Genomic DNA, 23044 nt, shown 5'->3' with positions numbered 1-23044 from the left:
GACATTCAGCGGTTGCCGGCGCGGTCGCCCGACCGGAGCGGTAACTGGGTCTGGCAGAATCGTGCCCGGCTCGTCACGAGGGGGGACACACCATGGTGTTGACCGCACGATTCCAGCCGGGATCGACCAGTCGTCCGTTCGTCGACCGTGAGCCGGTCTTGACGCGGTTCGAGGAACTGCTGGCCGACGCCGCCGAGCAACCCCGGGTCATGCTGCTCAGTGGGGTCGGCGGGATCGGCAAGTCCCGGTTGGTCACCGAACTGCGGGCGCGGGTCGAGAAGCGTCATCCAGCGGCTGTGCTCGATCTGCAGGTGCCGAGCCATCGGCAGGCCGCGGACGGGCTCGCCGTGCTGCGCGTCCAGTTCGGCGCGCAGAAGATCAAGTTCCACCGCTTCGACATCGCCTGCGCGGTGTTGTGGCAGCGCATGCACCCACATCTGCGCCTGACCTCGGACTCGCTGGCGCTGGCCGAGCACAGCGAGATCCTGACCGAGATCCTCAACGACGCCACCGGTATCCCGGTCTTCGGCACCGCGACCCGGCTGCTCGACCTCGGTGCGCGCCGCGCCATCCGCACCCACCGGATACGCCACGACCCCGTCCTCCAGGAACTCGATCGATTGAGTCTCGGGGGCCTGGAAGAAGCCGTCTCCTACCTGTTCGCCGAAGATCTCAAGAGCGGGACGGAGGGCAAGAAGCCCTACGTGGTCTTCCTGGACGCCTACGAAGCGCTGATGGGCGGCACCGATCGCGAAGGCCGCGCGGCGGCGTCCGACGCCTGGTTGCGCGATGTGGTCGCGCAGCTGGACACCGGCTTGGTGGTGATCGCCTGCCGCGAGCCGCTCGGTTGGGAGCGGCACGACCCGGAGTGGTCGACCCGGATTCGCGCCGTGCCGGTCGACGACCTGCCGATGGACGCCCGCTTCGAGCTGCTCGACTCGTCCGGTATCGAGGATCCCGCCGAGCGCGCGGCGATTGCCGCTTCGAGCGCGGGCGTCCCGTTCTATCTGCATCTGGCCATCGATGCCCGTACCCGGGCCGGCTGGGTGACGCCCGCCGAATTGGTCTCGCCCGAAACGATTCTGGAGCGCTTCCTACAACATGTGCGCCTCGACGAAGTCCGGTTGCTGGAATTGCTGGGGCTACCTCGTACGTTCGATCGGGAGATCTTCGCCGCTGTCGCGGAGCAGTTCGAGCTACCGCATCACATCGCGGCATGGAAATCCCTGATCGCGTACTCGTTCGTGTACGCCGCCGACGAAAGCGGCGAAGGCGACCGCTTTCAGCTGCACCAGCTGATGGTGGACGCGCTGCAGCGGCGCTTGGATCCGGATGTTCGGCGCACCCTGCATGCGGTGCTGCACAACCTGTGGTTCATCCGTGCCGAACGGCCGACCGGCCGGGTCACCGCTCTGCGCGAGGCGGGATACCACGGTGTTCGTTCGGGCATGCTTTCCGCGGTGACGTTGCTGCACTACGTCGACCGGATCGAAGCGGCAGGTGGCAGCCAGGGTATCGGCGGAGTGATCAGCGATCTGGACCGCTACCTGAGCGATCCGCATGAGAACCTGGCAGGTATGGCGGAACTGTCGGAACTCACGCGGTGCCTGGAAGCGGAAGCGGCGGTGCTGCTCGGCGACGCCAAGCAAGCCGATCGCCTCACTCGGGACGTCGCTTTGGATCGGACCGGGCCGATCGCGGAGCGGTTGGCCGTCGCCGCGGCGAACGCGCGCCGCATCCTCGGTGACACCGACGAGGCGTTGACCATCTACCAGGACGTGTGGGCGCGAGGATCGGGGCGGGCCCGGCTCGTCGCCGGTCAGTGGGCGGCCGACCTGCACATGTGCCAGGGCCGATTCGGTCAGGCCTTGACCATGTGCGAGGAACTCGTGACGATGGCCGACGGCGACGACCGCGAGTTCCTGGGCGATGTGGCGCGGTTGCGGCACCTCGCCTACCGGCTGGCGTTCGACACCGACCGCGCCGCACAGTATCTGGCCGAAGCCGACACCCATTACCGCGCCGCGGGCAGCGTCGTCGGACAGGCCAATATCGCGACGAACGTGGCCGAGCTGCTGGCGCTCACCGACCCGTCGCGGGCGATCGCGGCCGCCGGAGCCGCGATCGTGCAACAGCGTGAGCTGGGTGCGCTGCACGAACTGGGAAAGGCGTACACCGCACTCGGTTCGGCGCGGCTGTCGCTCGGAGAACTGGACGCCGCCGAGCACGCGCTCGCCGAAGCATGCGAGATTCTCGAACAAGCCGGGTACCGGTCGGGCCGCGCCAGGGCGGAGCTGTTCCGTGCAGGCGTCTTCGCCCGCCGCGGCTTACGTGACGATGCCGTCCGCAGTGCGCGCTGGGCCATCGCGGAATTCGAGGGCGCGAATGTCTACCCGGGGCTGGTGCTCGTGGCGCGAGCGGTCCTGGCGCTGTACGGCTGGACCGAACCGGACATCTCGAGAGCCGCCGCGGCCGCGCGGTCGCGCATCCAGCCGCCGACGCCAGGATCGGGCGTGGACCGCGACGCGGCACGGGTGATCGCACGGGTACTCGGTGTCGACGCGGCGGCGATGTACCAGGACGCGCTGTCCCGCTCGCAGTCGGCGGCCGGGTACTACAACCACAATGTCCGGGTCGACGGCATCGCGGGCGCGGTGAACGTGCGGATTCCCGTCGAGGGCGCCGATGCGATGGATCTGCGGCAATGGCCCGAACCCGCGATCTTGATCGCGATCGAGCCCTTTGTCGCCTCGGCGCCGAAGCTGCGCTGGGAATCGGTACGTCCCGCCTATCAGATCCACGACTACATCGACGGCGACCTGCTCGATCGCCTCGCGCCCCGCGGTGTGCCTGTTCCGGCTCATGTACCGCCGGACGTGGCGGCGTTGTTCGCGGAACTCCGCCGTATTCCCCGGGAACTGTTGCCGCCGATCGAATCGGACGGGGACGACGATCCCGCCGGGTTCGCCCGCCGATTGTCCGCCGTCACCGCGCGGGTGCACCGCGAAAGCAGCGCGGAATTCGGTGAACTGTACCGTCGGCTGGGCGTCCCCGATCGGCCGCTCGAGCGGATCGTCGCGTCGTGGGACACCCTCGAGGCCAGGCCCTTTCGGATGGTGCACGCCGACGTGCACCGCAAGAACATGATCGTGCGGAACGGCCGGGTCGTGTTCCTCGACTGGGAATTCGCACTGTACGGCGACCCGGTGTACGACGTGGCCACCCATCTGCACAAAATGGGCTACCTCCCGCAGGAGCAAGACGCGTTCCTGGCCGAGTGGATCGCCGCCGAACCCGAGGCCGCGACCGGCGAGTGGCGACGCGACTTGCGAACGTACCTCGATCACGAGCGGGTCAAATCTGTCATCGTCGACGCGGTTCGCTACAGCAAGGCGCTCAGGCAGGGAGCGCGGGACGCGGCGGCGGAGGCGGCGTTGGTGGACAGCATGGCCGGGAAGTTGCGGTTGGCGCGCGAGGTGTGGGGGCAGAGCGAGCCGGTCGACGACGGGATGGTGGAAGCGGCGCTACGCGGGCGACGTTGACACGGCAAGCCGAAATCACTTGGGCAGAGCGCCGATCGAGATCCCGGTGATGACATCGGCAACGATCACACCATCGGCGTATTGCCGCCCGTAGACGGCGATCAGGGCGCCCACGCGGATCTCGGTCGCCCGCTTGGCGAGCAGAACCTGCACCTTGGTGCCGGTGTCGGTACGGACCTTGACGCTGTTGCTGGTGAACGCGTTGCGCACCACCATGGTCGTGCCGTCGTTGGCGGTGACTTTCCCGAAGGTGACCCCGATGCCCGAGCGGCCGGCGGGGGGAGCGGGAGCGGGGACCGATGGCGTCGTCGCGCGCACGGTGGACGAAGGTGGCGGGGTGCTCGGGGTGCTGGTGCGCGCCGGTGTCGTCGTCGATGAGGCCGCCGTTTCCTTTGGGCCGCCGACGAATAGGCACCCGGACACTACCAAGATCACCAGGCCGATGCAGAGCCCGACGAATGCGGCCGCTCCCGTGTTGTGCAGCCGATGCGGCTCGTCGTCCCGACGTCGCTGCGGCAGCGGCGGCATTCCCATCGCCGTTGTTCGAGAGACGATTTCGGACCTCGGTGCGAGCGCACCCGGATGCACTCCGGACCGGACCGGACGCGAGGCTTCGCCGTCGACGCGGGGGCGCGATCCGATCGCGCTCGAAGGCGTGGAGTTGGATCTAGTCCTCGCCATCGAAATCGTTGTCGCCGAGAGCGTTTCGGGATCTCCCCCGAGCCGTGCGAGCCGGCCCACTCTCGCCGACTTCCCACTGTGCGTACTCCAGCGAGGCATATGGCAAGGGTAGGTGTGCCTTTCGTGTGCTTGTTGTCACTGGCGGGGAGTACCGGCATGACCAGCATCGACGGGTGATCGACTGGTTTCGCGCGGGCTATGCGGTCGTGCAAGAGATCGCAAACCGCCCCGATAGTGTTGTGCGACAGATACATTGCATTGCGGTGGCGGCGAGCGTCTGGTTGGTTTGCGGCAGGGCGGTTCCGGCCGACTGTCGACAGCAGCGGTGTCCTCGGACGTTTTGTTCGCCCTGATGCTCGCGGCGGTGGTGCTGAATATCCTCGACCGAGCCGCTGAAACGTCTGCCGCTGCGGCAGGGAAATGCCGGAGCGGCTCGGTGAAGCCGCCCGAAAACGGCGGCGCCTCCCCGTCGATGAGACGAGGAGGCGCTGTTCGATTCCGGCCGGGCTCAGTAAGCTCCGTTGACGTTGTCCATCGAGCCGTAGCGGTGCGCCGCGTAGTTGCAGGCGGCGGTGATGTTGGCGACCGGGTCCCAGATGTCGAAGGCGGTGCCGTCGACGTGGTAGGCGTTGAAGGTCGGGTCGATCACCTGGAGCAGGCCCTTGGAGGGGGTGCCTTTGGCGGCGTTGGAGTCCGACAGGTTGATGGCCCGGGGGTTGCCGCCGGATTCGCGCATGATGTTGCGGTGGATGCCTTCGTAGCTACCCGGGATGCCGTGAACGCGCATGACGTCGAGGGACTGGCGAATCCAGCCGTCGAGGTTGTCCTCGTAAACCGGCGGCGGCGCGGGCAGGAAACCTTGGGGCGGCAGCCCGGGCAACGCGGGCAGAGCGGGCAGCTCGGGTAGTGCGGGTAAGGCCAGGCCGTCGATGGGCGCGGCGGCGGCGACCGGCGCGACCGGGGCCGGAGCGCTGTCATCGGCCACCGCGACCCCGGCGGAGAAGCCCACGGCGATGACGCCGACGGTGGCCGCGACAGCGGCCCCCTTTCGAAGCGATAGATGGCGGAAAGAAGAGAGGCGTGCATCAGGCATCGAGAAATCAGTTCCTTGATCGTGCGGCGATCCGGCTCCGAGGCAGAGCGGATCTACGGCGGGCACCAGGGCGGATCCGCCGTCTCGGCTCGTGTGCGATTTTCGGATTTCGTTGTGAAAGCCAGGGTGCGATTTCCTGGCGGCGCGACGCGGTGAACATCTAGGGCGGTGCCCGTCGGTGCCGCTGCCGTACCCGAAGAGAAACAAGCCGTATGCTGTGGAGCTGGTTTCTCGGGTCTCTTCCGGACCTGATCTCAGCTTGATCACAGCTGGTGAACACCCGGCAAACAAGCAGTTAATGGAAGAAACTGCCGATCTTGGAGGGGTCTATACGGCCTCGAATTGGCGCCCGTGACCAGCTATTTCTTCAGTAAACGTGACTTGTGACACATATTCGCTGTCGTTGTAACGAGCGACGCTTTATCTCGATGCGATTACGGCGAAGGCACGAATCGGGGAGCGGCAGTGGCGCGAGGCGTCGACATCCGGGCCTCGTTTCGAGCGGCCTGGGATAAGGCTGTTCGCCTCTGCGGAGGCGATGTCGTTGAAAGTAGCGACCCGTAAGGTGGTTCCCGATGCTTCGCCAGCGGCGAGTTCTCTGTGAGGCCGGATCAGGAAGCAGCTACAAGCGGCGTGTCGTGATCGGTGCCGTGGACCGTGACAAGCGAGCGGGCGAGGCTGTCGTAGACCGCCTGGGTGTCGGGCCATTGCTCATCGGGCAGCAGGCGCATGAGGGATTCTCGGATCAACGGTTCGACAGAACGTCCACGCCATGACCGTTCGATTCAGCGCGACATCGCCACGGCCGCAGATTCACGTGCCACTCAGTGGAGTGACCCGCCGGGGAGCGTGATCAGCCCGAAAACCCTCGGTGGCATGCATCGGCCCTCGCCGACGACGATGCGGGCGAGGGCCGAATTCGTTCGGTGAGCGACTAGCTACCGAAGCGGGCCAGCACGGCGCCGGCTTCCTGGGAGGCGGTGCCTTCCTCGGCGAGGTGGGCCATCTCCGGGGCGATCTCGCGGCCGTGGTGGGCCATCGCCTGGGCGTACAGCCGACCCGCTCGGTAGGAGGAGCGGACCAGCGGACCGGCCATCACGCCTGCGAAGCCGATTTCCTCCGCCGTCTTGGAGTGCTCGACGAACTCCTCCGGCTTCACCCAGCGGTCGACCGGGTGGTGGCGGGGGGACGGGCGCAGGTATTGAGTGATGGTGAGGATGTCGCAGCCCGCCTCGTGCAGGTCGCGCATGGCCTGGGTGACTTCCTCGGGGGTTTCGCCCATGCCGAGGATGAGGTTGGACTTGGTGACCAGGCCTGCTTCGCGGGCGGCGGTCAGCACCGCGAGGGAGCGCTCGTAGCGGAAAGCCGGGCGGATGCGCTTGAAGATGCGGGGGACCGTTTCGAGGTTGTGCGCCAGCACTTCCGGGCGGGCGGAGAAGACCTCGGCGAGCTGATCGGGGTCGGCGTTGAAGTCGGGGATCAGCAGTTCCACGCCCGTGTGCGGGTTCGAACGCTTGATGGCGCGGACGGTTTCGGCGTAGAGCCAGGCGCCGCCGTCGTCCAGATCGTCGCGGGCGACGCCGGTGATGGTGGAGTAGCGCAGGCCCATGGCCTGGACGCTTTCGGCGACGCGGCGGGGCTCGTCACGGTCGAGGGCGGCGGGCTTGCCGGTGTCGATCTGGCAGAAATCGCAGCGGCGGGTGCACTGTTCGCCACCGATCAGGAAGGTGGCCTCGCGGTCTTCCCAGCACTCGAAGATGTTGGGGCAACCCGCTTCCTCGCACACGGTGTGCAGGCCTTCGCGCTTCACCAAGCCTTTGAGTTCGGAGTACTCGGGGCCCATGGTGGCGCGGGTGCGGATCCACTTGGGTTTGCGCTCGATGGGGGTTTCCGCGTTGCGGGCTTCGATGCGCAAGAGCTTGCGGCCGCTGGGTGCGGCGGCGTTGTGTGGTGTCGGGGTGTCGACTGAGGTCACTCGATCGACCTTACGCCGTCGCGCTCGGGGACTGCGGGGTGGTGTCACCAGGAGTGACACGCGGAATATTGTGCTCGGCGACCGGCAGGTCGCCGTCCAGCGCGCGGAGGAGGGCGTCGGCCACCAGCGGCTTGATTTCGGCGACGGTCACTTCGCGATCGAGTTCGCGGGTCAGCGTGGTGACGCCCGCGTCGCGTATGCCGCACGGAACGATGGCCTGGAAACCGTCCATGGCGGCGTTGCAATTGAGCGAGAGGCCGTGCAGGGCCACGCCGCGCTGCACACGCACACCGATCGCGGCGATCTTGCGTTCGGCGTACAGCTCGGTGGCGGGCAGCCAGACGCCGGAACGGCCCTCGACGCGGCCGCAGACGAGGCCGAGCCCGGTGCAGACGGTGATCAACGCCTCCTCGAGGCGGCGCACGTAGCCGACCACGTCGACCGGCTCGGCGAGCCGCACGATGGGGTAGCCGACCAGTTGGCCGGGACCATGCCAGGTGATCTTGCCGCCGCGATCGACCTGCACCACCGGGCTGCCGTCGATCGGCAGATCGTCGGTCTCGGTGCGGCGGCCCGCGGTGTATACCGACGGGTGCTCGAGCAGCAGCAGATGATCGGATCCGTTGCCCTCGGCGCGCTGCTCGGCGATGCTGCGCTGCAGCTCCCAGGCAGCGTGGTAGTCGATGAGTCCGAGATCCTCGACCATGACCGGGGTCGTGTCGAATCGGGCGGACAGGGTGGTGCGCGTGTCGTTCACAGCGATGACGGTACGCCCACGGGGGCAGCCCGTTCCAGCACCTCGATGGGGGAATTCGCACGGGCGGAACGGATAGCCAGGGGGAGAGCTGGAAGGTTGCGCGGTCGCGAACCGTGGGCACGTCCCCGCGTCGCGTGGGTCACCGGCGTGAGCGGAGCCCGGTAGCGGCGGCGAGCACCCACGCCGCCTTCGTGAGCCACCGCGCCGGACGGTCTTGCCCCGGTTGGGAGATACGGCGCGAGCATCCACACACCGCCTCGTCGGACGGTCTTGCCCGATGTGAGGTACGGCGCGAGCGCGCGTTTCCGGCGCGAAGAGTGCGACGTCTTCCATGGCGTCGATTGTCCGATCGCCGTATGCCGAGCTGAAGGCCTCACCGCTTCGGGCGGACGTCGAAGAGTGCTCGCGTCGATCGTGTTCCTCGGAACGACCTGGCGTCACGTGCTGAAATGCACCGCGTCACCCCGGATACGCCCAGCCCCGTAAGGGCGTCGAGCAACCGTCATCCGAGCATCCGACTGCGGCACGGTCCTCCACTGCGTAGACCCGCGTAGGTCCCACCACCCGGTACGTCCGCGAGTGGGGAACGCGGTACATCGGCGACCGGGGCAGTGCGTCAGTCGACGTCGACGGGGAGGGTGAGTTGCATGAGCGTCAGATCCATCCAGCGGCCGAATTTGTGCCCCACCTCGGGCAGGACGCCGACGGTGCGGAAGCCGAAGCGTTCGTGCAGGAGGATCGAACCGGCATTGCCGGATTCGATGGCGGCGATCATGGCGTGCACCGTGCCCGCGCGACGAGCACGTTCGATCAGCTCGGTGAGGAGGGCGGTGGCGATGCCGCGACGCTGGAAGCGGTCATCGACGTACACGGAGTTCTCGACCGTGTAGCGGTAGCCGGATTTGGTACGCCACGGGCCGTAACTCGCGTAACCCGCCAGCGCACCGTCGATCTCGGCGACCAGCACGGGCAGCCCCGCCCCGGTGCGGGCCCGGAACCAGCCGAGGCGCTCGTCCAGGCCGACCCGCTCGGTGTCCCAGATCGCGGTGGACGCGGCGATATTCGCGTTGTGGATGTCGAGGATCGCCGGAAGATCATCGGTGGTCGCGTCGCGGATGGCCGTGTCGGGCCTGGTGTCGAGTCGGTCGGTCATCGAGCATCTCCGGGTCGCCCCACCGCGGCGGTCAGCGCGGCGCCGATGGTGGGATGGTGGAACTGGTAACCCGCTTCCTCGAGGGCGGTGGGGAGGGCCCTCGGCCCGCGCAGGATCGCCTCCTGCGCCATCTCGCCGACCAGCGCATTCAGCGCGAATGCCGGGACGACGAGGGGAGTGGGGCGATGCAGCGCCCGGCCGAGCGCGCGGCTGAACTCGGCGTTGGTGACCGGTGCGGGGCCGACCACGTTGATCGGGCCGGAGACCGTGTCGTGGGTGAGCGCGAAGACGATCGCGCCGATCTCGTCGGCCATCGAAATCCATGGCGTGTACTGGCGGCCGTTGCCCAGCCGCCCGCCCAAGCCGAGCGCGTACAACGGATGCAGCACGCCGAGCACGCCTCCGGTCCGGGACAGCACCGCGGCGCTGCGCAACAGCACCGTGCGCACACCGGCCGTGGCGGCGGGTTCGGTTGCCTTCTCCCAGTCCCGGCACAGGGCGGCCAGGAAACCCGAACCGGCGGGGGAGGTCTCGTCCACCACTCGGTCGCCGGTGTCGCCGCCGTAGTAATGGACGCCGCTGGCATTGAGCAGCACGGGTACGCCCGCGGCGACCACCGCACCGGCCAGGACGTCGGTCGGTGTGATGCGGCTGTCGCGCAGCTCCTGTTTGAAGCTGCCGGTCCAGCGGCGCCGCCCGACGCTCGCACCACAGAGGTTGACCACGGCGTCGGCGCCGCGAAGCGCCCGCTCGTCCAGGTGGGCACGAGCCGGGTTCCAGGCGAATTCGTCCGCGCCCGCCGCTTTTCTGCGCACCAACCGGGCGACCTCGTGCCCGTCGCGGCGCAGTGCCGCGACGAGCGCTGTCCCGATCAACCCGGACGAGCCGGCGATCACGACCTTCATAGGTGCCGCGGGACCTTCCTCACAGACCGAGATCGGCCTCGAACGCCGCTTCCTCGAGCCGGTGGCGGATCGTGGTCAGGAAGCGTCCGGCGTCGGCGCCGTCGATCAGGCGGTGGTCGTAGGTGAGCGGCAGATAGCACATCGAGCGGACGCCGATGGACTCGTTGCCGGTCTCGTCGGTCACCACGACCGGGCGCTTGACGATCGCGCCCGTGCCCAGCATGGCCGCCTGCGGCGGCACCAGGATCGGAGTGTCGAACAGCGCGCCCTGGCTGCCGATGTTGGTGATGGTGAAGGTGCCACCGGCCAGCTCGTCGGGCTTCAGTCCGCCGGTCCGGGCACGGTTGGCGATGTCGCCGATGGCGCGCGCCAGGCCGGCCAGCGACAGGTCGCTGGCGTTGTGGATCACCGGGGACAGCAGGCCCTGCTCGGTGTCGACCGCGATGCCGAGGTGCACCGAGGCGTGGTAGGTGATCTCCTTGCTGGACTCGTCATAGCTGGCGTTGACGTTCGGGTGCACACCGAGCGCCTCGACCACGGCCTTGGCGAAGAAGGGCAGGAACGTCAGGTTGACGCCCTCGCGGTCCTTGAACGCCGCCTTGGCCTGCTTGCGCAGCGTCGCGATCTTGGTGACGTCCGCCTCGTGCACCTGGGTCAGCTGCGCGGTGGTCTGCAGCGACTCGCGGGTCTTGGTCGCGGTGATCTGGCGGATGCGGTTGGCCTTCTGCACGGTGCCGCGCAGGTGGGCCAGTTCCGGGCTCGCCACCGCGGGCGCCTTCGCCGCGGCAGGAGCGGAAGCGGCAGGCGCGGCGGCCGGAGCAGGGGCCTTCTTGGCCTCGGCGGCGGCGAGCACGTCCTGCTTGCGAATGCGGCCTCCGACACCGGAACCGGTGATCGCGGCGAGGTCGACCTTGTTCTCCTCGGCCAGCTTGCGGACCAGCGGAGTGACGTAAGGGGTTGCGCCGTTGGAGGATTCGGCAGCCGGAGCGGCGGCGGGCACGGGGGCCGGAGCGGGCTTGGGCGCCGGAGCGGGGGCAGCTGCCGGAGCAGGCGCGGCGGCGGCCGGGGCCGGTTCCGGCTTCGGGGCCGGTGCGGGCTCGGGAGCAGGCGCGGGTTCGGGAGCCGGGGCGGGCGCGGGAGCCGGGGCGGCCGCCGCGGGGGAACCGCTGCCGATGACGCCGAGCTGTCCACCGACCGCGACGACGTCGTCTTCCTGGGCGGTGATCTCCAGCAGGGTGCCCGCGACGGGCGAGGGGATCTCGGTGTCGACCTTGTCGGTGGAGACCTCGAGCAGCGGCTCGTCGACGGCGACCTCGTCGCCGACCGACTTCAGCCAGCGGGTGACGGTACCCTCGGTGACCGACTCGCCGAGTTCCGGCATCTTCACCGGCGTGCCGTCACCGGACGACGCGGGCGCGGCCTGGGCGGCGGGCGCGGACTCCTCGGCCGGAGCGGCCTCGGGCTCAGCCGCGGGCGCCTCCTCCGCGGGGACGGGAGTCTCCTGCGCGGGCGCGGCGGCTTCCGGAGCGGGCGCGGGAGCGGACGATTCCGCCTCACCGGCCTCACTGATGACGCCGAGCTCGCCGCCGACCTCGACCACGTCGTCCTCGTTCGCGACGATCTTCGACAGCACACCCGCCGCGGGGGACGGGATTTCGGTGTCGACCTTGTCGGTGGAGACTTCGAGCAGCGGCTCGTCGACCTCGACCGTGTCTCCTTCCTGCTTCAGCCACCTGGTCACCGTTCCCTCGGTGACGCTCTCACCAAGAGCGGGCATCTGGACGGAGAAGGCCATGTCCGTTGACTCCTCTGACTGCTCGACGGGGTTCTACAACAGTTGATCTCGCTGCGGACGCCCGCCGCGGGTCGCGCCGGGAGTCCGTAAGCCACCGATCATTGTGGTGGCGCCGGAGATCCGTGTGGTTCTTGTACCGCGGTCCATCCTTGCACTCGCGCGCAAGCCATGTAGCACAGGGCGGCGTACTGCGCGGAGCTGGCAGTATGGGAAGACCGGCGGTGAACATTCTCCGGTGCAGGAAAGGAGGTCGGCGTCGTTGGGTTTGCTGGATCGTTTCCGCGGCGGCGCGACCCGGGGTGGCGGCACTCTACGTGGGCGTTCGGTGGATGGGCGGGATGCTCGCTACCTGGCCGACTGGGTGCGCACGCACGTGGGCGCCGAAGGCTACATCGAACCGAAGACCACGGTGACAGATGTCACAGTTGTCCTTATTGCCGCGGATGGTGAATGGACGCGGCGGATCGTCGGCGAGCGCGGGGCGCAGCGGCTTGCCAAGGATTTGCACATCCCCGTCTACGACGTCCGCAAGACCGGATATCCGCAGCGGATGCGCGACTACGACGCTCGCAAGCGGGTGGAGCGTCAACGCGAGATGGAGCGGGATCTGTACGACCTCTGAGCGTCGAATCGTCCGTTCCGTCCGGTTTTCGATGGTGTGTGCGGGTCTGTGACGACGCGTCCTTCCGAGCGGTCGGCCGCCTTCTGATCCGCCCAGGTCGCATGGAGCGCGTCGGCCGGGAGTCACCCCGGACGACGCGCTCGGCACTCACTCCGCGGCGATGTCCTGCAACACGGCGATCAGGGTGCGCACCGGCACGCCGGTGCCGCCCTTGCCGATATAGCCGAACGGGCCGCCGGTGTTGTAGGCCGGACCGGCCACGTCGAGGTGGGCCCACTGCACGTCCTCCGGGACGAACTCCTTGAGGAACAGTCCGGCCGAGAGCATGCCGCCCCAGCGGTGCGGCGCGACATTGGCCAGGTCGGCGATCTTGGAGTTCAGGTCACCGCGCAATTCGGCGGGAAGCGGCATCGCCCAGCCGTTCTCCCCGACCTCGCGGGAGATGCGGGCCACCCGGTCGCGGAACTCGTCGGTGCCCATCACGCCGGGCGTGCGGGTGCCGAGCGCGACCATCTGCGCGCCGGTCAGGGTGGCCACGTCGATCAGGTACTCCGGCTCGTCCTCGCTCGCGCGAACGATCGCGTCGGCCAGGATCAACCGGCCCTCGGCATCGGTGTTGAGCACTTCGACGGTGGTGCCGCCGTACTGGGTGAGCACGTCGCCGGGGCGCTGCGCGGTGGCCGAGGGCATGTTCTCCGCCATCGGCACCGTGGCGGTGACCGTGATCGGCAGACTCAATCGCGCGGCCAGCAGCGTCGCGGCGATCACGGCGGCGGCGCCCGCCATGTCCGAGGTCATGTTCTCCATGTTCTGCGCGGGCTTGATGGAGATGCCGCCGGTGTCGAACGTGATGCCCTTACCGACCAGCGCCACCTTCTTCGGACCGCCCGCGTAGGTGATCCGGATCAGGCGCGGCGGGCGCGAGGAACCCTTGCCCACCCCGAGGACGCCGCCGTAACCACCCGCTTCCAGCGCCTTCTCGTCGAGCACCTCCACGGTGAGGCCCGCGGCCTCGGCGAGTTCCTCCGCCCGCGCGGCGAACTCGGCCGGGAACAGGTGGCTGGGCGGGGTGTTCACGAAATCCCGTGCGGTGGCGACCGCCTCGGCGGTGAGTTGCGCGCGGAACAGGGCTTCTTCGCCGAATCCGGGCTCGGGCACCAGCAACTCGACGCGGGCCACGGGGCGCTCGTCCGGCTTGGGCGCGGACTTGTCCGAACGGAACGGCGTGAACGAGTAGGCGCCCAGGTAGAAGCCTTCCGCGGCGGCACCGATGTCCAGTCCCGACAGCGTGGTCACCACCAGTTCGGTGCCGGACAGCGAGCGGGCGGCCACACCGGCCGAGCGGCGGATCTGCTCGGCGTCGAGTTTGTCGGCGGAGCCGAGGCCGACGGCGAGCACGCTGGTCACCCCGTCCAGTCCGGGCGGCGCCGGTATCCGGGTCAGTTCCTCGGCCTTGCCCTTCGCGCCGACCGCTCCCAGCTGATCGAGCAGTTCCGCGCGCACGTCGGCGGTGAGCACGTCGCCGAACAGGTCCTCGGGCACGATGGCGGGGCCCTCCTCCGAGGAGGTCAACCCGATGACGAGCACATCGGTGTCCGCGCCGATGGTCTCGGTGCGTGCCAGTTCCGGTCCGAGCGAGCGATCTGCAACAGCGGTCATGGGCACAGGCTATTCGGTCCGTTCCGGATATCGCATCGCGACGCCGTCGAGCAGCAGTTCCACCGCGTCGCGCAGCAGCTCGTCGAAGTTCATCTCGAAGCCGGAGCCCAGCTCGGCGAGGAAGCGGTGCAGGACGGGACGGGTCCGCGGGTCGAGCAACTCGGCGAACTCGTGGCGCAGTGCGGTCGCCTCGGCGGCCTCGCGGGGATCGCCGAAGCGGTCGGCGCGCTCGGAACTCCACAGCAACGCCAGTCCCTGGACCAGGCCCGAGAGTGCGAGGTAGATCGCGAATCCCGTCTGCCGGGACAGGCGGGGGTGATCGAGGGCGGCGAAATTCCGTTCCAGCACGTCCAGCAGCGCGGGGCCCAGCGGCGGGCGGGTGCGCGCCAGCAGCGGCAGCATCCACGGATGCCTGCGGTAGAGGCGCCACTCCTCGTGCGCCTCGTGCCGCAGCCGAAGGCGCCAGCCGGCGCAGGAGGCGGCCGGGGGCGGGATCTCGCCGAGTACCAGCTCCGCCATGCTCGCCAGGAGCGCTTCTCGGTCGGGGAAGTGGCGGTAGAGCGCGGCGGTCGCGACGCCGAGTGCACTGGCCAGGCGGCGCATGGTGAGCCCGTCGAGCCCGTCGCGGTCGGCCAGCTCCACCGCCGCGCGGGCGATGCCGACCGCGGTGAGCCGGGTCGGGCGGCCGGCGCGGCGCACCGGAACGGCCGTGCGGCGGGCGCGGTAGGCGCGGGCTCGGCAAGAGCGCGAGCAGTACTTGCGCCGTCGGCCCCTGGCGGGCTGGGCGAGTTCGTTCCGGCAGATCGCGCACGTCATCGGAAGTCCATTTCGACACACGAACAGGTGTGACGAAATTGTAGCCAGATGGCGCTGAACTGCATAAATTTTCGGACGGATACGGTGTTCACATCGAAAGGGAGCGCAATGGAGATCACTGTTCGCCGGGCGACCGGGCGCGACCGTGACCCGCTGATCGAGGCGTTCGTCGCGGCCAGTGCGGACGAGGTGGTGACGGCGTGGATCCTCGAGGATCAACCCGACACCGGGTTCCGCACCGCGTTCGTGCCGGGGTTGGTCGATCGCGCCTTGCGGGACGACGAGATCTGGGTCGCGGGCGCGGGCGCGGAGATCTGGTCGATCTCGATCTGGCAGCAGGTCACCTCGATCGAGCGATTCGCCGCGGAAGCCGCCGAGGCGCGGGCCATGGTGGAACAGGCGCCCGGTGTGCGGGCGCTGCGACGCGCCGCGATCGTCACCGACCTGCTCGCCCGCGAACATCCCCGCGAGTTCCCGCACCGGTACCTGCAAGTGATCGTGACCAGGCCGGAGCATCGCGGCAAAGGAGCCGGTGCGGCGATCCTCGCCGACCGGCTGAAGGAATCGGTCGTCCCGGTGTTTCTCGAAGCGAGCACCGAACGATCCGCTCGGCTCTACGGCCGGTGCGGGTTCGTCCCGACCGGAACGACGCACACGCTGCCGGAGAACGGTCCGACCCTGATCCCGATGTGGTTCGGTCTCGGGGCGTGAGCGGGGCGAGGACCTGGGCATCGGTCCCGGATAAGCTCGGCTGGTGACCGAGACGAGCCTCCTGCAAGGACCCATCCACGCCGTGCACGTCGAGCTGGGCGCGACCTTCGCGCCGTTCGGGGGCTGGGAGATGCCGGTGTCGTACGCGGGCACGGTGACCGAGCACCAGGCGGTTCGCACGACGGTGGGGCTGTTCGACGTCAGTCATCTCGGCAAGGCGACGGTGCGCGGTCCGGGCGCCGCGGCGTTCGTGAACTCGGCGCTGACCAACGATCTCGGCCGGATCCGAGCGGGTAAGGCGCAGTACACGCTGTGCTGCGCCCCGGACGGGGGAGTGATCGACGACCTGATCGCCTACTACGTCGCCGACGACGAGATCTTCCTGGTGCCGAATGCCGCCAACACGGCGGCGGTGGTCGCCGAACTTCGCGAGGCGGCGCCCCAAGGCGTCACGGTCACCGACGAGCACCGCGACTTCGCCGTGTTCGCCGTGCAAGGGCCGCGCTCCACCGAGGTGCTGAGCGCGCTCGGTCTGCCCACCGACCTCGAGTACATGGCCTACGCCGACGCCGACTGGGGCGGCCGCCCCGTCCGCGTCTGCCGCACCGGCTACACCGGCGAGCACGGCTACGAGTTGCTGCCGCGCTGGGACGACGCCGAGCCGCTGTTCCGCGCCTTGGCCGAGCGGGTGCGCGCGGCCGAAGGGCAGGTGGCCGGGCTCGGCGCCCGCGACACCCTGCGCACCGAGATGGGCTATCCCTTGCACGGACACGAACTCTCGCCGGACATCTCGCCGGTGCAGGCGCGCTGCGGCTGGGCGGTCGGCTGGACGAAACCGGAGTTCTGGGGGAAGGCCGCTCTGGAACAGGAGAAGTCGGACGGTCCGCGCCGAATCCTGCTCGGCCTGCGGGCGCTCGACCGCGGTGTGCTCCGGCAAGGGCAAACCGTGCTGCGCGACGGCGAACCGGTCGGCGAAACCACGTCCGGCACCTTCTCGCCCACCCTCAAGGTCGGCATCGCGCTGGCCCTGCTGGACACCTCGGCCGACGTCGAACCCGGCACCGAGGTCGAGGTCGACGTGCGCGGCCGCCGCCTGCGCTGCGAGACCGTCCGTCCGCCGTTCGTCCGGACCAACACCAAGTGACCGCCCAGCGCCCGGACGCCGGCATCGGCTGAGATCGGCGCGGCGCGGGAGGGCGCGGACCGTGGCGAAATGGCGCGGATGGGGCCGGATAGGATCGTCGGCATGACCGCTGCCGCACAGTTCACCCGTGTTCCGCATCCCGCGCCACTCGCAGCGCAGCGGCGACAAGAGGTACTGGCGCAGCCGGGGTTCGGGCGCCACTTCACCGATCACATGGTCTCGATCGACTACGCCGGCGGCACGTGGACGAACGCGCGGGTGGAGCCGTACGGACCGCTGGCGCTGGATCCCGCGACCATGGTGTTCCACTACGGCCAGGCCATCTTCGAGGGACTCAAGGCCTACCGGCAGAGCGACGGCAGCGTCTCCTGTTTCCGTATCGATGCCAACGCCGCGCGTTTCCGCCGGTCGGCTCGCCGGATGGCGATGGCCGAGCTGCCGGACGAGCTGTTCATCGAGTCGGTCCGGCAACTGCTGGAGGTGGACCGGGACTGGGTCCCCGCGGCGGGCGGCGAGGAATCGCTGTACCTGCGGCCGTTCATGTTCGCCACCGAGGCCGGGCTCGGGGTGAAGCCCGCCGCGGCGTACAAGTACCTGTTGCTCGGCTCCCCGGCGGGGGCGTACTTCCCCCGTGGCGTGAAGCCGGTGCGGGTCTGGCTGTCCACCGAATACGTGCGCGCCGCGCCGGGCGGCACCGGCGAGGCGAAGGTCGCGGGCAACTACGCGGCGTCGCTGCTCGCGCAGGCCGAGGCGTCGGCCAAGGGATGCGACCAGGTGGTGTGGCTGGACGCGTGTGAGCGCCGCTATGTCGAGGAAATGGGTACCAACAACCTGTTCTTCGTCTTCGGTTCCGGCTCCGAGGCGCGGCTGGTCACGCCGGAACTGTCCGGCTCCTTGTTGCCGGGCATCACCCGTGACTCGCTGCTCACCCTCGCCGCCGATTCCGGCTTCCCGGTCGAGGAGCGCAAGATCTCGGTCGAGGAATGGCGCAAGGGCGCCGAATCCGGTGAGATCACCGAGGTTTTCGCGTGCGGCACCGCCGCGGTGATCACCCCGGTCGGCTGGGTCCGTTCCGGTGACGGCGAATTCACCATCGGCGGCGGAGAGCCCGGCGTGGTCACCATGGCCCTGCGCGACACCCTCACCGGCATCCAGCGCGGCACCTTCGCCGACAAGCACGGGTGGATGCGGCCGATGTGACTCAGCCCGGCATCAGCATGTGCCACTGCTCCAGCGTCTGTGGACGCATGACGTAATTTTTGTCCCGGACAGTGGACAGTGCGGCGTTGGGTTCCTGCGAATACCAGTGGCCCGGGTAGACGACCGGATCGCCGGCGAGTCCGGCCAGGTAGCGCAGGCTGCGGAACATTTCGTCCGAATCGCCGCCCGGGAAATCGGTTCGGCCACAGCCGTCGACGAACAAGGTGTCGCCGGCGATCAGGCGATTGTCGAACAGGAAGCATTGACTTCCCGGTGTGTGGCCGGGCGTGTGTAGTAACTCGATCTCGAAGGTCCCGACGCCGACCTTGTCGCCGTGCTCGTGGCCGGTCAGCTCGCTCTCGGCGATCCCGGTGACGTTGGCTACCCACGGCAGCTCTTTGGCGTTGACATGCACTGGGACGCTTGTCTTTTCGAGGAGCTCACGCACTCCGCGCAGGGTGAAGCCGAGCATCGTGCCGCCCACGTGATCAGGGTGATGGTGGGTGGCGAGCACGCCACTCAGTCGCAGGCCGTCTCCCTCGGCGATGTCCACCAGATCACCCGCCGCGTAGGCCGGATCGATCACCACGCACTCGCCCGTTTCCCGATCGCCGATCAGATACGCGAAGTTGCGCATCTGCGTCGCGATCGGATCGCCCACGGCGTAGTCGCGTCCCGACAACAGCTGGCGAAAATACAGGCGCTCAGAAGACATACCGCACACCTTATTGCCCGACCCAGACGATCCGCGCGGCACGGCCGGAAAAATTCCAGTGACCCAGACTCTCGCCCGCGTTCGAACTGGACCAATGTTCAAATCGCCATGCCGGGCCTGCCGCCGCGGGCGGGTCAGCCGGTGTGGACGGCGAGCGACAGCACGGCCGCCGTGAGCGCGACGGTGGTCTCGACCGCGGCGCCGAGGATGTCACCGGAGAGTCCGCCGAAGCGACGGGCGCAGTGCCGGACCAGAATCGCCGAGGCGGCCAGACCGAGCACCACAGCGAGGGGGCCGAGCCACGCACAGCCCGGGACGGCGAGTACAGCGAGGCCGATCGCGATCGCGGACCAGGCGGCCCCGGCGAGGGCCGACTGCGTGTCGGCCACCAGAATGCCGAAACCGGTGCCGGGCGCGGCCGGGATACCTCGGCAGGCGAGGATTACCGCGATCCGGCCGGTCGCCACGGCGAGGGCGACCGCGAGCCATCTGCCCGAATCGGCGAGGGCCGCGAACGAAAACGCTTGGACCCCGATGGTGAAGACGAGTCCCGCGACACCGAACGGGCCGGCCCCGCCGCTCTTCATGATCTCCCTGGCCCGCTCCGGCGGCCCGTAGCTGCCGAGCCCGTCCAAGGTGTCGGCCAGGCCGTCGAGGTGCATGCCTCTGGTGATCAACGCCAGCGCGCCCACCACCAGTAGCCCCGCAAGCGCGGTGCTTGCTCCGGCCCGGGACAGCGCCCCGAGCAGGGCCGCCGCCCCGGCGCCGAGCAGGGCCCCGACCAGTGGCGCCAGCGAGATCGCGCGCCCCGCCGCCGGTCGATCCACGGCATCCGGCCCGCGGACCGGCAGCACGGTGAGCCAGGAAATCGCCAACCGGACACCGTTCATGCCGGACCTCGGGCGGCGACCGGTGCTTCGCGCGGGTTGACGATATGGGAGATGACCGGCTGCGGCGTCGAGTTCCGCCTGCGTACCGTCGACGGCTGATGAATACAGCCCGCAGGTGGATGGACGTGGTGAGGGAGATCCGCCCGCGCCTGCTCGGAAGCGCGGACGATCCGCCGTCGGCCTGTCGTGCGGGACGGCGTCACTTGCGCAGGTTCGGTGCGGGGCTTGCCGGTTCCCGGTCGGCGGTGCTGACACCCGCTTCACCGAAGGTGGACATCTCCGCGAGGGTGGCCACCGCCGAGCGGAGGATGGGGAGGGCGGTCAGGGCTCCTGAGCCTTCGCCGAGGCGCATGGTCAGATCGATCAGAGGGTCCAGGCGCAGGTGACGCAGCGCGAGATCGTGGGCCGGTTCGGTGGAGCGGTGACCGGCCAGCCACCAGGCGCTCGCGCCCGCGGCGAGATCCTCGGCGACCATCGCCGCCGCCGTGACGACGACGCCGTCGAGGACGACGGGCGTGCGTCGGGTGGCGGCTTGGGCGAGGAAAGCGGCCATCGCGGCGAAGTCGGCGCCGCCCGCGACACGAAGGAGTTCGACCGGCTCCTTCACCACCGGGCGGGCCCGGCGCATCGCGTCCCGGATCGCGGCGACCTTACGGATCCATCCGGCGTCGTCCACGCCGGTGCCGCGGCCGACGGCGGCCACCGGTTCGGTGTTGGTGAGGCTCGCGACGAGCACCGTGGCCGGGGTGGTATTGCCGATGCCCATGTCGCCCGCGACCAGCAGATCGGCGCCCGCATCGATTTCCTCGTCGGCGATGGCGCGACCCGCCTCCAGCGCCGCGCGAACCTCTTCCGCGGTGAGTGCGTCCTCGCGATCGATCGCCCCGCTGGAACGACGCACCTTGTGCTTGGACACCTGCGGGTCGGTGTCGGCGTCCACGGAGATGTCCGCCACCCGGACCGTCGCGCCCGCAACGGCCGCGAGCGCGTTGACCGCGGCGCCGCCACCGATGAAGTTCGCGACCATCTGCGCGGTGACCTCGCTCGGGTACGCCGATACTCCGTGCCGTGCGATGCCGTGATCCCCGGCGAAGACCACGACTCTGGCGCGCTCGAACTGCTTTGGCGGGCACGTGCCCTGGCAAGCCGCCACCCAGTTGCCGAGTTCCTCCAACCGGCCCAGCGCCCCGGCGGGTTTGGTCAGCTGCGCCTGCCGCTGCTCGGCGGCCGCACGAAACCGTGTGTCCGGAGGCGCTACCGGTCCGAATTCGTGCGTCACTATCGAGCCTTTCGGTCATGGCGGTTACGCCGACTACGCCGCCCAATCTTGCCATTGCCCCCTTCGCGCCGTCCGCCCGTGACCTGTCTCGCGGCAGTGGCCCGCGCGTGCTCGCCCGCTCGTTGCGCCTCCGAGCGCATCCCCGGTTCACGGCATATACCGTCCTCCGGATGAGCGGCCGCGTCCGCGCCGCTTGCGAGCAACCTGTCAGCCGCGCCACTCCTCGCGCAGGCGGCAGTAGGGGTCTACGACCCACCCGCACAGTGGGTCGGATTTCTTCGAGCGGGCCTCGCGCCCCCGCGCGGTGGCGGCAGTGCAGCGCGTGGCGCTATTTGAGGCGCAGCGGGAGCCCCGCGACGACGAGGAAGGCTTCGTCGCAGACCTGGGCGAGGCGCTGGTTGAGGATGCCGATCTCGTCGCGGAAGAGGCGGCCGGAGCGCGTGGCGGGGATGACGCCCATGCCGACCTCCGGGCTGACGATCACCAGATCGCCGGTGTAGGCGGCGACGGCTGCCACCAGTGCGTCGGTGTCGGGGCAGACCGTGCCGCGCGGGGCATCCCACGCGTCGCGTGCATCGATGCGGGCGGTCAGCCAGGTGCCGATGTCGTCGATCAGGGTGAGGGCGGGCGGCGGCGCGGGTTCGGCGAGAATTGTGGCCGGATCGGCGCTCTCGACGGTCGACCAGCCTGCCGGGCGTCGGCCGCGGTGCGTGGCGATGCGTTCGGCGAAGTCGTGGTCGGCGGGGTCGGGCACCGCGGTGGCGAGATAACGCACCGGACCGCCCGCCCGGACCGCGATGTCCTCGGCGAACGCCGACTTCCCTGACCGCGCGCCACCGAGCACGAGGGTGCTGCGTGGCGCTGCCGACGAGGAAGTTTGTGACACGGGTGCACGGTATCAATCGAAGAGCACACCGCCACGCGTGTCTGCGGATCCGCGCTCGAGGGCCGCCCAGGCGGATGCGTCCCGCACCGAACTGCGACGCGCCGACCGGGAGACCTCTGAGTGGCTGCGGTAGGCCGGTCGGCATCCGATGCGGGCTCGCCGATTGGTGTGGGGGTGGCCATGGATGAGGCTCGGCGGCGCGGTTACAACTGTCTCGTTTCCCCGTTCAAATCGAGGCTTCCGGGCTGCGGCCGAAGCGGCGACGGTATTCGGTGGGGGCGATGCCGACGAGGCGTTGGAAGTGGTGGCGCAGGAGTGCGCCGGAGCCGAAGCCGGAGAGGGCGGCGATGTGCTCCAGCCCGAGGTCGGTGTCCTCGAGCAAATGCTTGGCCAGTAGCACGCGCTGGTTGGTGAGCCATTTCACGGGCGTGGTTCCGGTCTCGGCGACGAATCGGCGCGCGAAGGTGCGGGTGGACATGTTGGCGCGCGTGGCGAGGTCTTCCACCGTGTGTGGCAGGTCGAGGTGCTCGTTCATCCACTCCAGAGTGGGGATGAGGCTGTCGGAGGTGCAGGCGGCGACGGGGCGTTCGATGAACTGCCGCTGCCCGCCGTCGCGCTGCGGCGGGACCACCATGCGCCGCGCGATCGCGTTGGCCACGCCGCTGCCGAGTTCACGCCGCACCAGGTGCAGGCAGGCGTCGATGCCCGCGGCGGTGCCCGCGCTGGTGATCAGATCGCCTTCGTCGACGAACAGCACGTCCGGATCGACGGTCGCCGCCGGGTACGCGGCGGCGAGTTGCTCCACATGACGCCAGTGCGTGGTGCACTTGCGGCCGTCGAGCAGCCCGGCCGCCCCGGCCAGGAAGGCGCCGGAACACACGGTGAGCACGGTCGCCCCGGCTGCCGCCGCCTCCCGGACGGCCGTGACGACCCGTGGATCGAATCCCTGGTCGGCCGCGGCGGCGGGGATGGCCACCAGATCGGCCGCCGCCAGCTCCGCGAGCCCGTACTCCGGTGTGACCGTGATCCCGGGGCTGGTCGAGTGCAGCGGGACGCCCGGCTCGGCCCCGCACACCCGGAAATCGAAGCCCGGCAGCCCGTCGGCCGTGCGGTCCAGGCCGAAAACCTCGCAGATGACCCCGAATTCGAACATGGCCATGCGTTCGGACAGCACCACGGCGACCTTCGACAACATGCCGTCAGTCTAGTGGCCGTATTTTT

General features: G+C 69.3%; 19 protein-coding genes. 5 read left to right on the top strand and 14 right to left on the bottom strand.

Annotated elements, in window-relative coordinates:
• Positions 1 to 92 precede the first annotated feature (92 nt).
• Entirely contained in the window at positions 93 to 3542 is a 3450-nt protein-coding gene (locus ACGF7Y_RS29610) for a phosphotransferase (protein ID WP_393239435.1), read from the top strand.
• Positions 3543 to 3557: 15 nt separating this feature from the next.
• Here the strand turns inward: ACGF7Y_RS29610 and ACGF7Y_RS29605 are convergent, their stop codons facing one another.
• The 7 genes from ACGF7Y_RS29605 to sucB all read right to left on the bottom strand — a co-directional run bounded on the left by ACGF7Y_RS29605 (position 3558) and on the right by sucB (position 11901).
• On the bottom strand, positions 3558 to 4076 hold the full coding sequence (locus tag ACGF7Y_RS29605) for a DUF5666 domain-containing protein (RefSeq protein ID WP_393239432.1): 519 nt from the start codon (positions 4074 to 4076) through the stop codon (positions 3558 to 3560).
• Between the two features lie 655 nt (positions 4077 to 4731).
• Entirely contained in the window at positions 4732 to 5316 is a 585-nt protein-coding gene (locus ACGF7Y_RS29600; protein ID WP_393239429.1) for a transglycosylase SLT domain-containing protein, read from the bottom strand.
• A 934-nt stretch (positions 5317 to 6250) separates the two neighbouring features.
• Positions 6251 to 7291 carry a lipoyl synthase gene (lipA, locus tag ACGF7Y_RS29595; protein ID WP_393239426.1) on the bottom strand — a complete coding sequence of 347 codons (1041 nt, stop codon included), beginning with the start codon at positions 7289 to 7291 and terminating at the stop codon, positions 6251 to 6253.
• Positions 7292 to 7301: 10 nt separating this feature from the next.
• A complete protein-coding gene (gene lipB / locus ACGF7Y_RS29590) occupies positions 7302 to 8048 on the bottom strand; it encodes a lipoyl(octanoyl) transferase LipB (protein WP_393239423.1) in 747 nt (248 codons plus the stop codon).
• A gap of 616 nt (positions 8049 to 8664) precedes the next feature.
• On the bottom strand, positions 8665 to 9201 hold the full coding sequence (locus tag ACGF7Y_RS29585) for a GNAT family N-acetyltransferase (protein WP_393239420.1): 537 nt from the start codon (positions 9199 to 9201) through the stop codon (positions 8665 to 8667).
• Positions 9198 to 10106, bottom strand: coding sequence for a TIGR01777 family oxidoreductase (locus tag ACGF7Y_RS29580; RefSeq protein WP_393239417.1), 909 nt, complete (start codon positions 10104 to 10106; stop codon positions 9198 to 9200). Before ACGF7Y_RS29580 ends, ACGF7Y_RS29585 begins: the two co-directional genes overlap by 4 nt.
• 19 nt (positions 10107 to 10125) lie before the next feature.
• Positions 10126 to 11901, bottom strand: a complete 1776-nt coding sequence (sucB, locus tag ACGF7Y_RS29575; protein WP_393239415.1) for a 2-oxoglutarate dehydrogenase, E2 component, dihydrolipoamide succinyltransferase — start codon at positions 11899 to 11901, stop codon at positions 10126 to 10128.
• 259 nt (positions 11902 to 12160) lie between these two features.
• Between sucB and ACGF7Y_RS29570 the strand changes: the two genes are divergently transcribed.
• Positions 12161 to 12523 (top strand): oxidoreductase, encoded by a 363-nt coding sequence (locus ACGF7Y_RS29570; RefSeq protein WP_393239412.1) that lies wholly within the window; start codon positions 12161 to 12163, stop codon positions 12521 to 12523.
• 147 nt (positions 12524 to 12670) lie between these two features.
• On the opposite strand, the gene ACGF7Y_RS29565 is transcribed toward ACGF7Y_RS29570, so the two are convergent.
• A complete protein-coding gene (locus ACGF7Y_RS29565) occupies positions 12671 to 14182 on the bottom strand; it encodes a leucyl aminopeptidase (RefSeq protein ID WP_393239410.1) in 1512 nt (503 codons plus the stop codon).
• A gap of 9 nt (positions 14183 to 14191) precedes the next feature.
• Positions 14192 to 14998, bottom strand: a complete 807-nt coding sequence (locus ACGF7Y_RS29560; protein WP_393239407.1) for a TetR/AcrR family transcriptional regulator — start codon at positions 14996 to 14998, stop codon at positions 14192 to 14194.
• Positions 14999 to 15106: 108 nt separating this feature from the next.
• Here ACGF7Y_RS29560 and ACGF7Y_RS29555 point away from each other — a divergent pair, with 108 nt between their 5' ends.
• From ACGF7Y_RS29555 to ACGF7Y_RS29545, 3 genes are all read left to right on the top strand, one after another.
• Positions 15107 to 15709: a GNAT family N-acetyltransferase gene (locus tag ACGF7Y_RS29555; RefSeq protein ID WP_393239405.1), complete on the top strand. Its 603-nt coding sequence runs from the start codon at positions 15107 to 15109 to the stop codon at positions 15707 to 15709.
• A 43-nt stretch (positions 15710 to 15752) separates the two neighbouring features.
• Positions 15753 to 16853 (top strand): glycine cleavage system aminomethyltransferase GcvT, encoded by a 1101-nt coding sequence (gcvT, locus tag ACGF7Y_RS29550; protein ID WP_393239402.1) that lies wholly within the window; start codon positions 15753 to 15755, stop codon positions 16851 to 16853.
• A 102-nt stretch (positions 16854 to 16955) separates the two neighbouring features.
• Positions 16956 to 18053: a branched-chain amino acid aminotransferase gene (locus ACGF7Y_RS29545; RefSeq protein ID WP_357038030.1), complete on the top strand. Its 1098-nt coding sequence runs from the start codon at positions 16956 to 16958 to the stop codon at positions 18051 to 18053.
• A 1-nt stretch (position 18054) separates the two neighbouring features.
• Here the strand turns inward: ACGF7Y_RS29545 and ACGF7Y_RS29540 are convergent, their stop codons facing one another.
• From ACGF7Y_RS29540 to ACGF7Y_RS29520, 5 genes are all read right to left on the bottom strand, one after another.
• Entirely contained in the window at positions 18055 to 18768 is a 714-nt protein-coding gene (locus tag ACGF7Y_RS29540; RefSeq protein ID WP_062975155.1) for an MBL fold metallo-hydrolase, read from the bottom strand.
• Between the two features lie 134 nt (positions 18769 to 18902).
• Positions 18903 to 19658, bottom strand: a complete 756-nt coding sequence (locus ACGF7Y_RS29535; protein ID WP_393239399.1) for an adenosylcobinamide-GDP ribazoletransferase — start codon at positions 19656 to 19658, stop codon at positions 18903 to 18905.
• 199 nt (positions 19659 to 19857) lie between these two features.
• Entirely contained in the window at positions 19858 to 20937 is a 1080-nt protein-coding gene (gene cobT, locus ACGF7Y_RS29530; RefSeq protein ID WP_393239396.1) for a nicotinate-nucleotide--dimethylbenzimidazole phosphoribosyltransferase, read from the bottom strand.
• 328 nt (positions 20938 to 21265) lie between these two features.
• Complete coding sequence (cobU, locus tag ACGF7Y_RS29525; RefSeq protein WP_393239393.1) at positions 21266 to 21823, bottom strand: bifunctional adenosylcobinamide kinase/adenosylcobinamide-phosphate guanylyltransferase; 558 nt, start codon at positions 21821 to 21823, stop codon at positions 21266 to 21268.
• A gap of 226 nt (positions 21824 to 22049) precedes the next feature.
• On the bottom strand, positions 22050 to 23018 hold the full coding sequence (locus tag ACGF7Y_RS29520) for a helix-turn-helix domain-containing protein (protein WP_393239390.1): 969 nt from the start codon (positions 23016 to 23018) through the stop codon (positions 22050 to 22052).
• Positions 23019 to 23044: the final 26 nt, after the last annotated feature.

It is taken from the genome of Nocardia sp. NPDC047654 (assembly GCF_043205035.1).
Taxonomy (GTDB): domain Bacteria; phylum Actinomycetota; class Actinomycetes; order Mycobacteriales; family Mycobacteriaceae; genus Nocardia.
Note: the sequence above shows the minus strand (reverse complement) of the source record. Positions and strands in the feature narration are given on the sequence as shown.

Coding starts and splice junctions, on each gene's coding strand:
- ACGF7Y_RS29610 (WP_393239435.1), top strand. CDS start 93: ATGGTGTTGACCGCACGATTCCAGCCGGGATCGACCAGTCGTCCGTTC.
- ACGF7Y_RS29605 (WP_393239432.1), bottom strand. CDS start 4,076: ATGGGAATGCCGCCGCTGCCGCAGCGACGTCGGGACGACGAGCCGCAT.
- ACGF7Y_RS29600 (WP_393239429.1), bottom strand. CDS start 5,316: ATGCCTGATGCACGCCTCTCTTCTTTCCGCCATCTATCGCTTCGAAAG.
- ACGF7Y_RS29585 (WP_393239420.1), bottom strand. CDS start 9,201: ATGACCGACCGACTCGACACCAGGCCCGACACGGCCATCCGCGACGCG.
- ACGF7Y_RS29580 (WP_393239417.1), bottom strand. CDS start 10,106: ATGAAGGTCGTGATCGCCGGCTCGTCCGGGTTGATCGGGACAGCGCTC.
- sucB (WP_393239415.1), bottom strand. CDS start 11,901: ATGGCCTTCTCCGTCCAGATGCCCGCTCTTGGTGAGAGCGTCACCGAG.
- ACGF7Y_RS29565 (WP_393239410.1), bottom strand. CDS start 14,182: ATGACCGCTGTTGCAGATCGCTCGCTCGGACCGGAACTGGCACGCACC.
- ACGF7Y_RS29560 (WP_393239407.1), bottom strand. CDS start 14,998: ATGACGTGCGCGATCTGCCGGAACGAACTCGCCCAGCCCGCCAGGGGC.
- ACGF7Y_RS29555 (WP_393239405.1), top strand. CDS start 15,107: ATGGAGATCACTGTTCGCCGGGCGACCGGGCGCGACCGTGACCCGCTG.
- ACGF7Y_RS29545 (WP_357038030.1), top strand. CDS start 16,956: ATGACCGCTGCCGCACAGTTCACCCGTGTTCCGCATCCCGCGCCACTC.
- ACGF7Y_RS29540 (WP_062975155.1), bottom strand. CDS start 18,768: ATGTCTTCTGAGCGCCTGTATTTTCGCCAGCTGTTGTCGGGACGCGAC.
- ACGF7Y_RS29535 (WP_393239399.1), bottom strand. CDS start 19,658: ATGAACGGTGTCCGGTTGGCGATTTCCTGGCTCACCGTGCTGCCGGTC.
- ACGF7Y_RS29520 (WP_393239390.1), bottom strand. CDS start 23,018: ATGTTGTCGAAGGTCGCCGTGGTGCTGTCCGAACGCATGGCCATGTTC.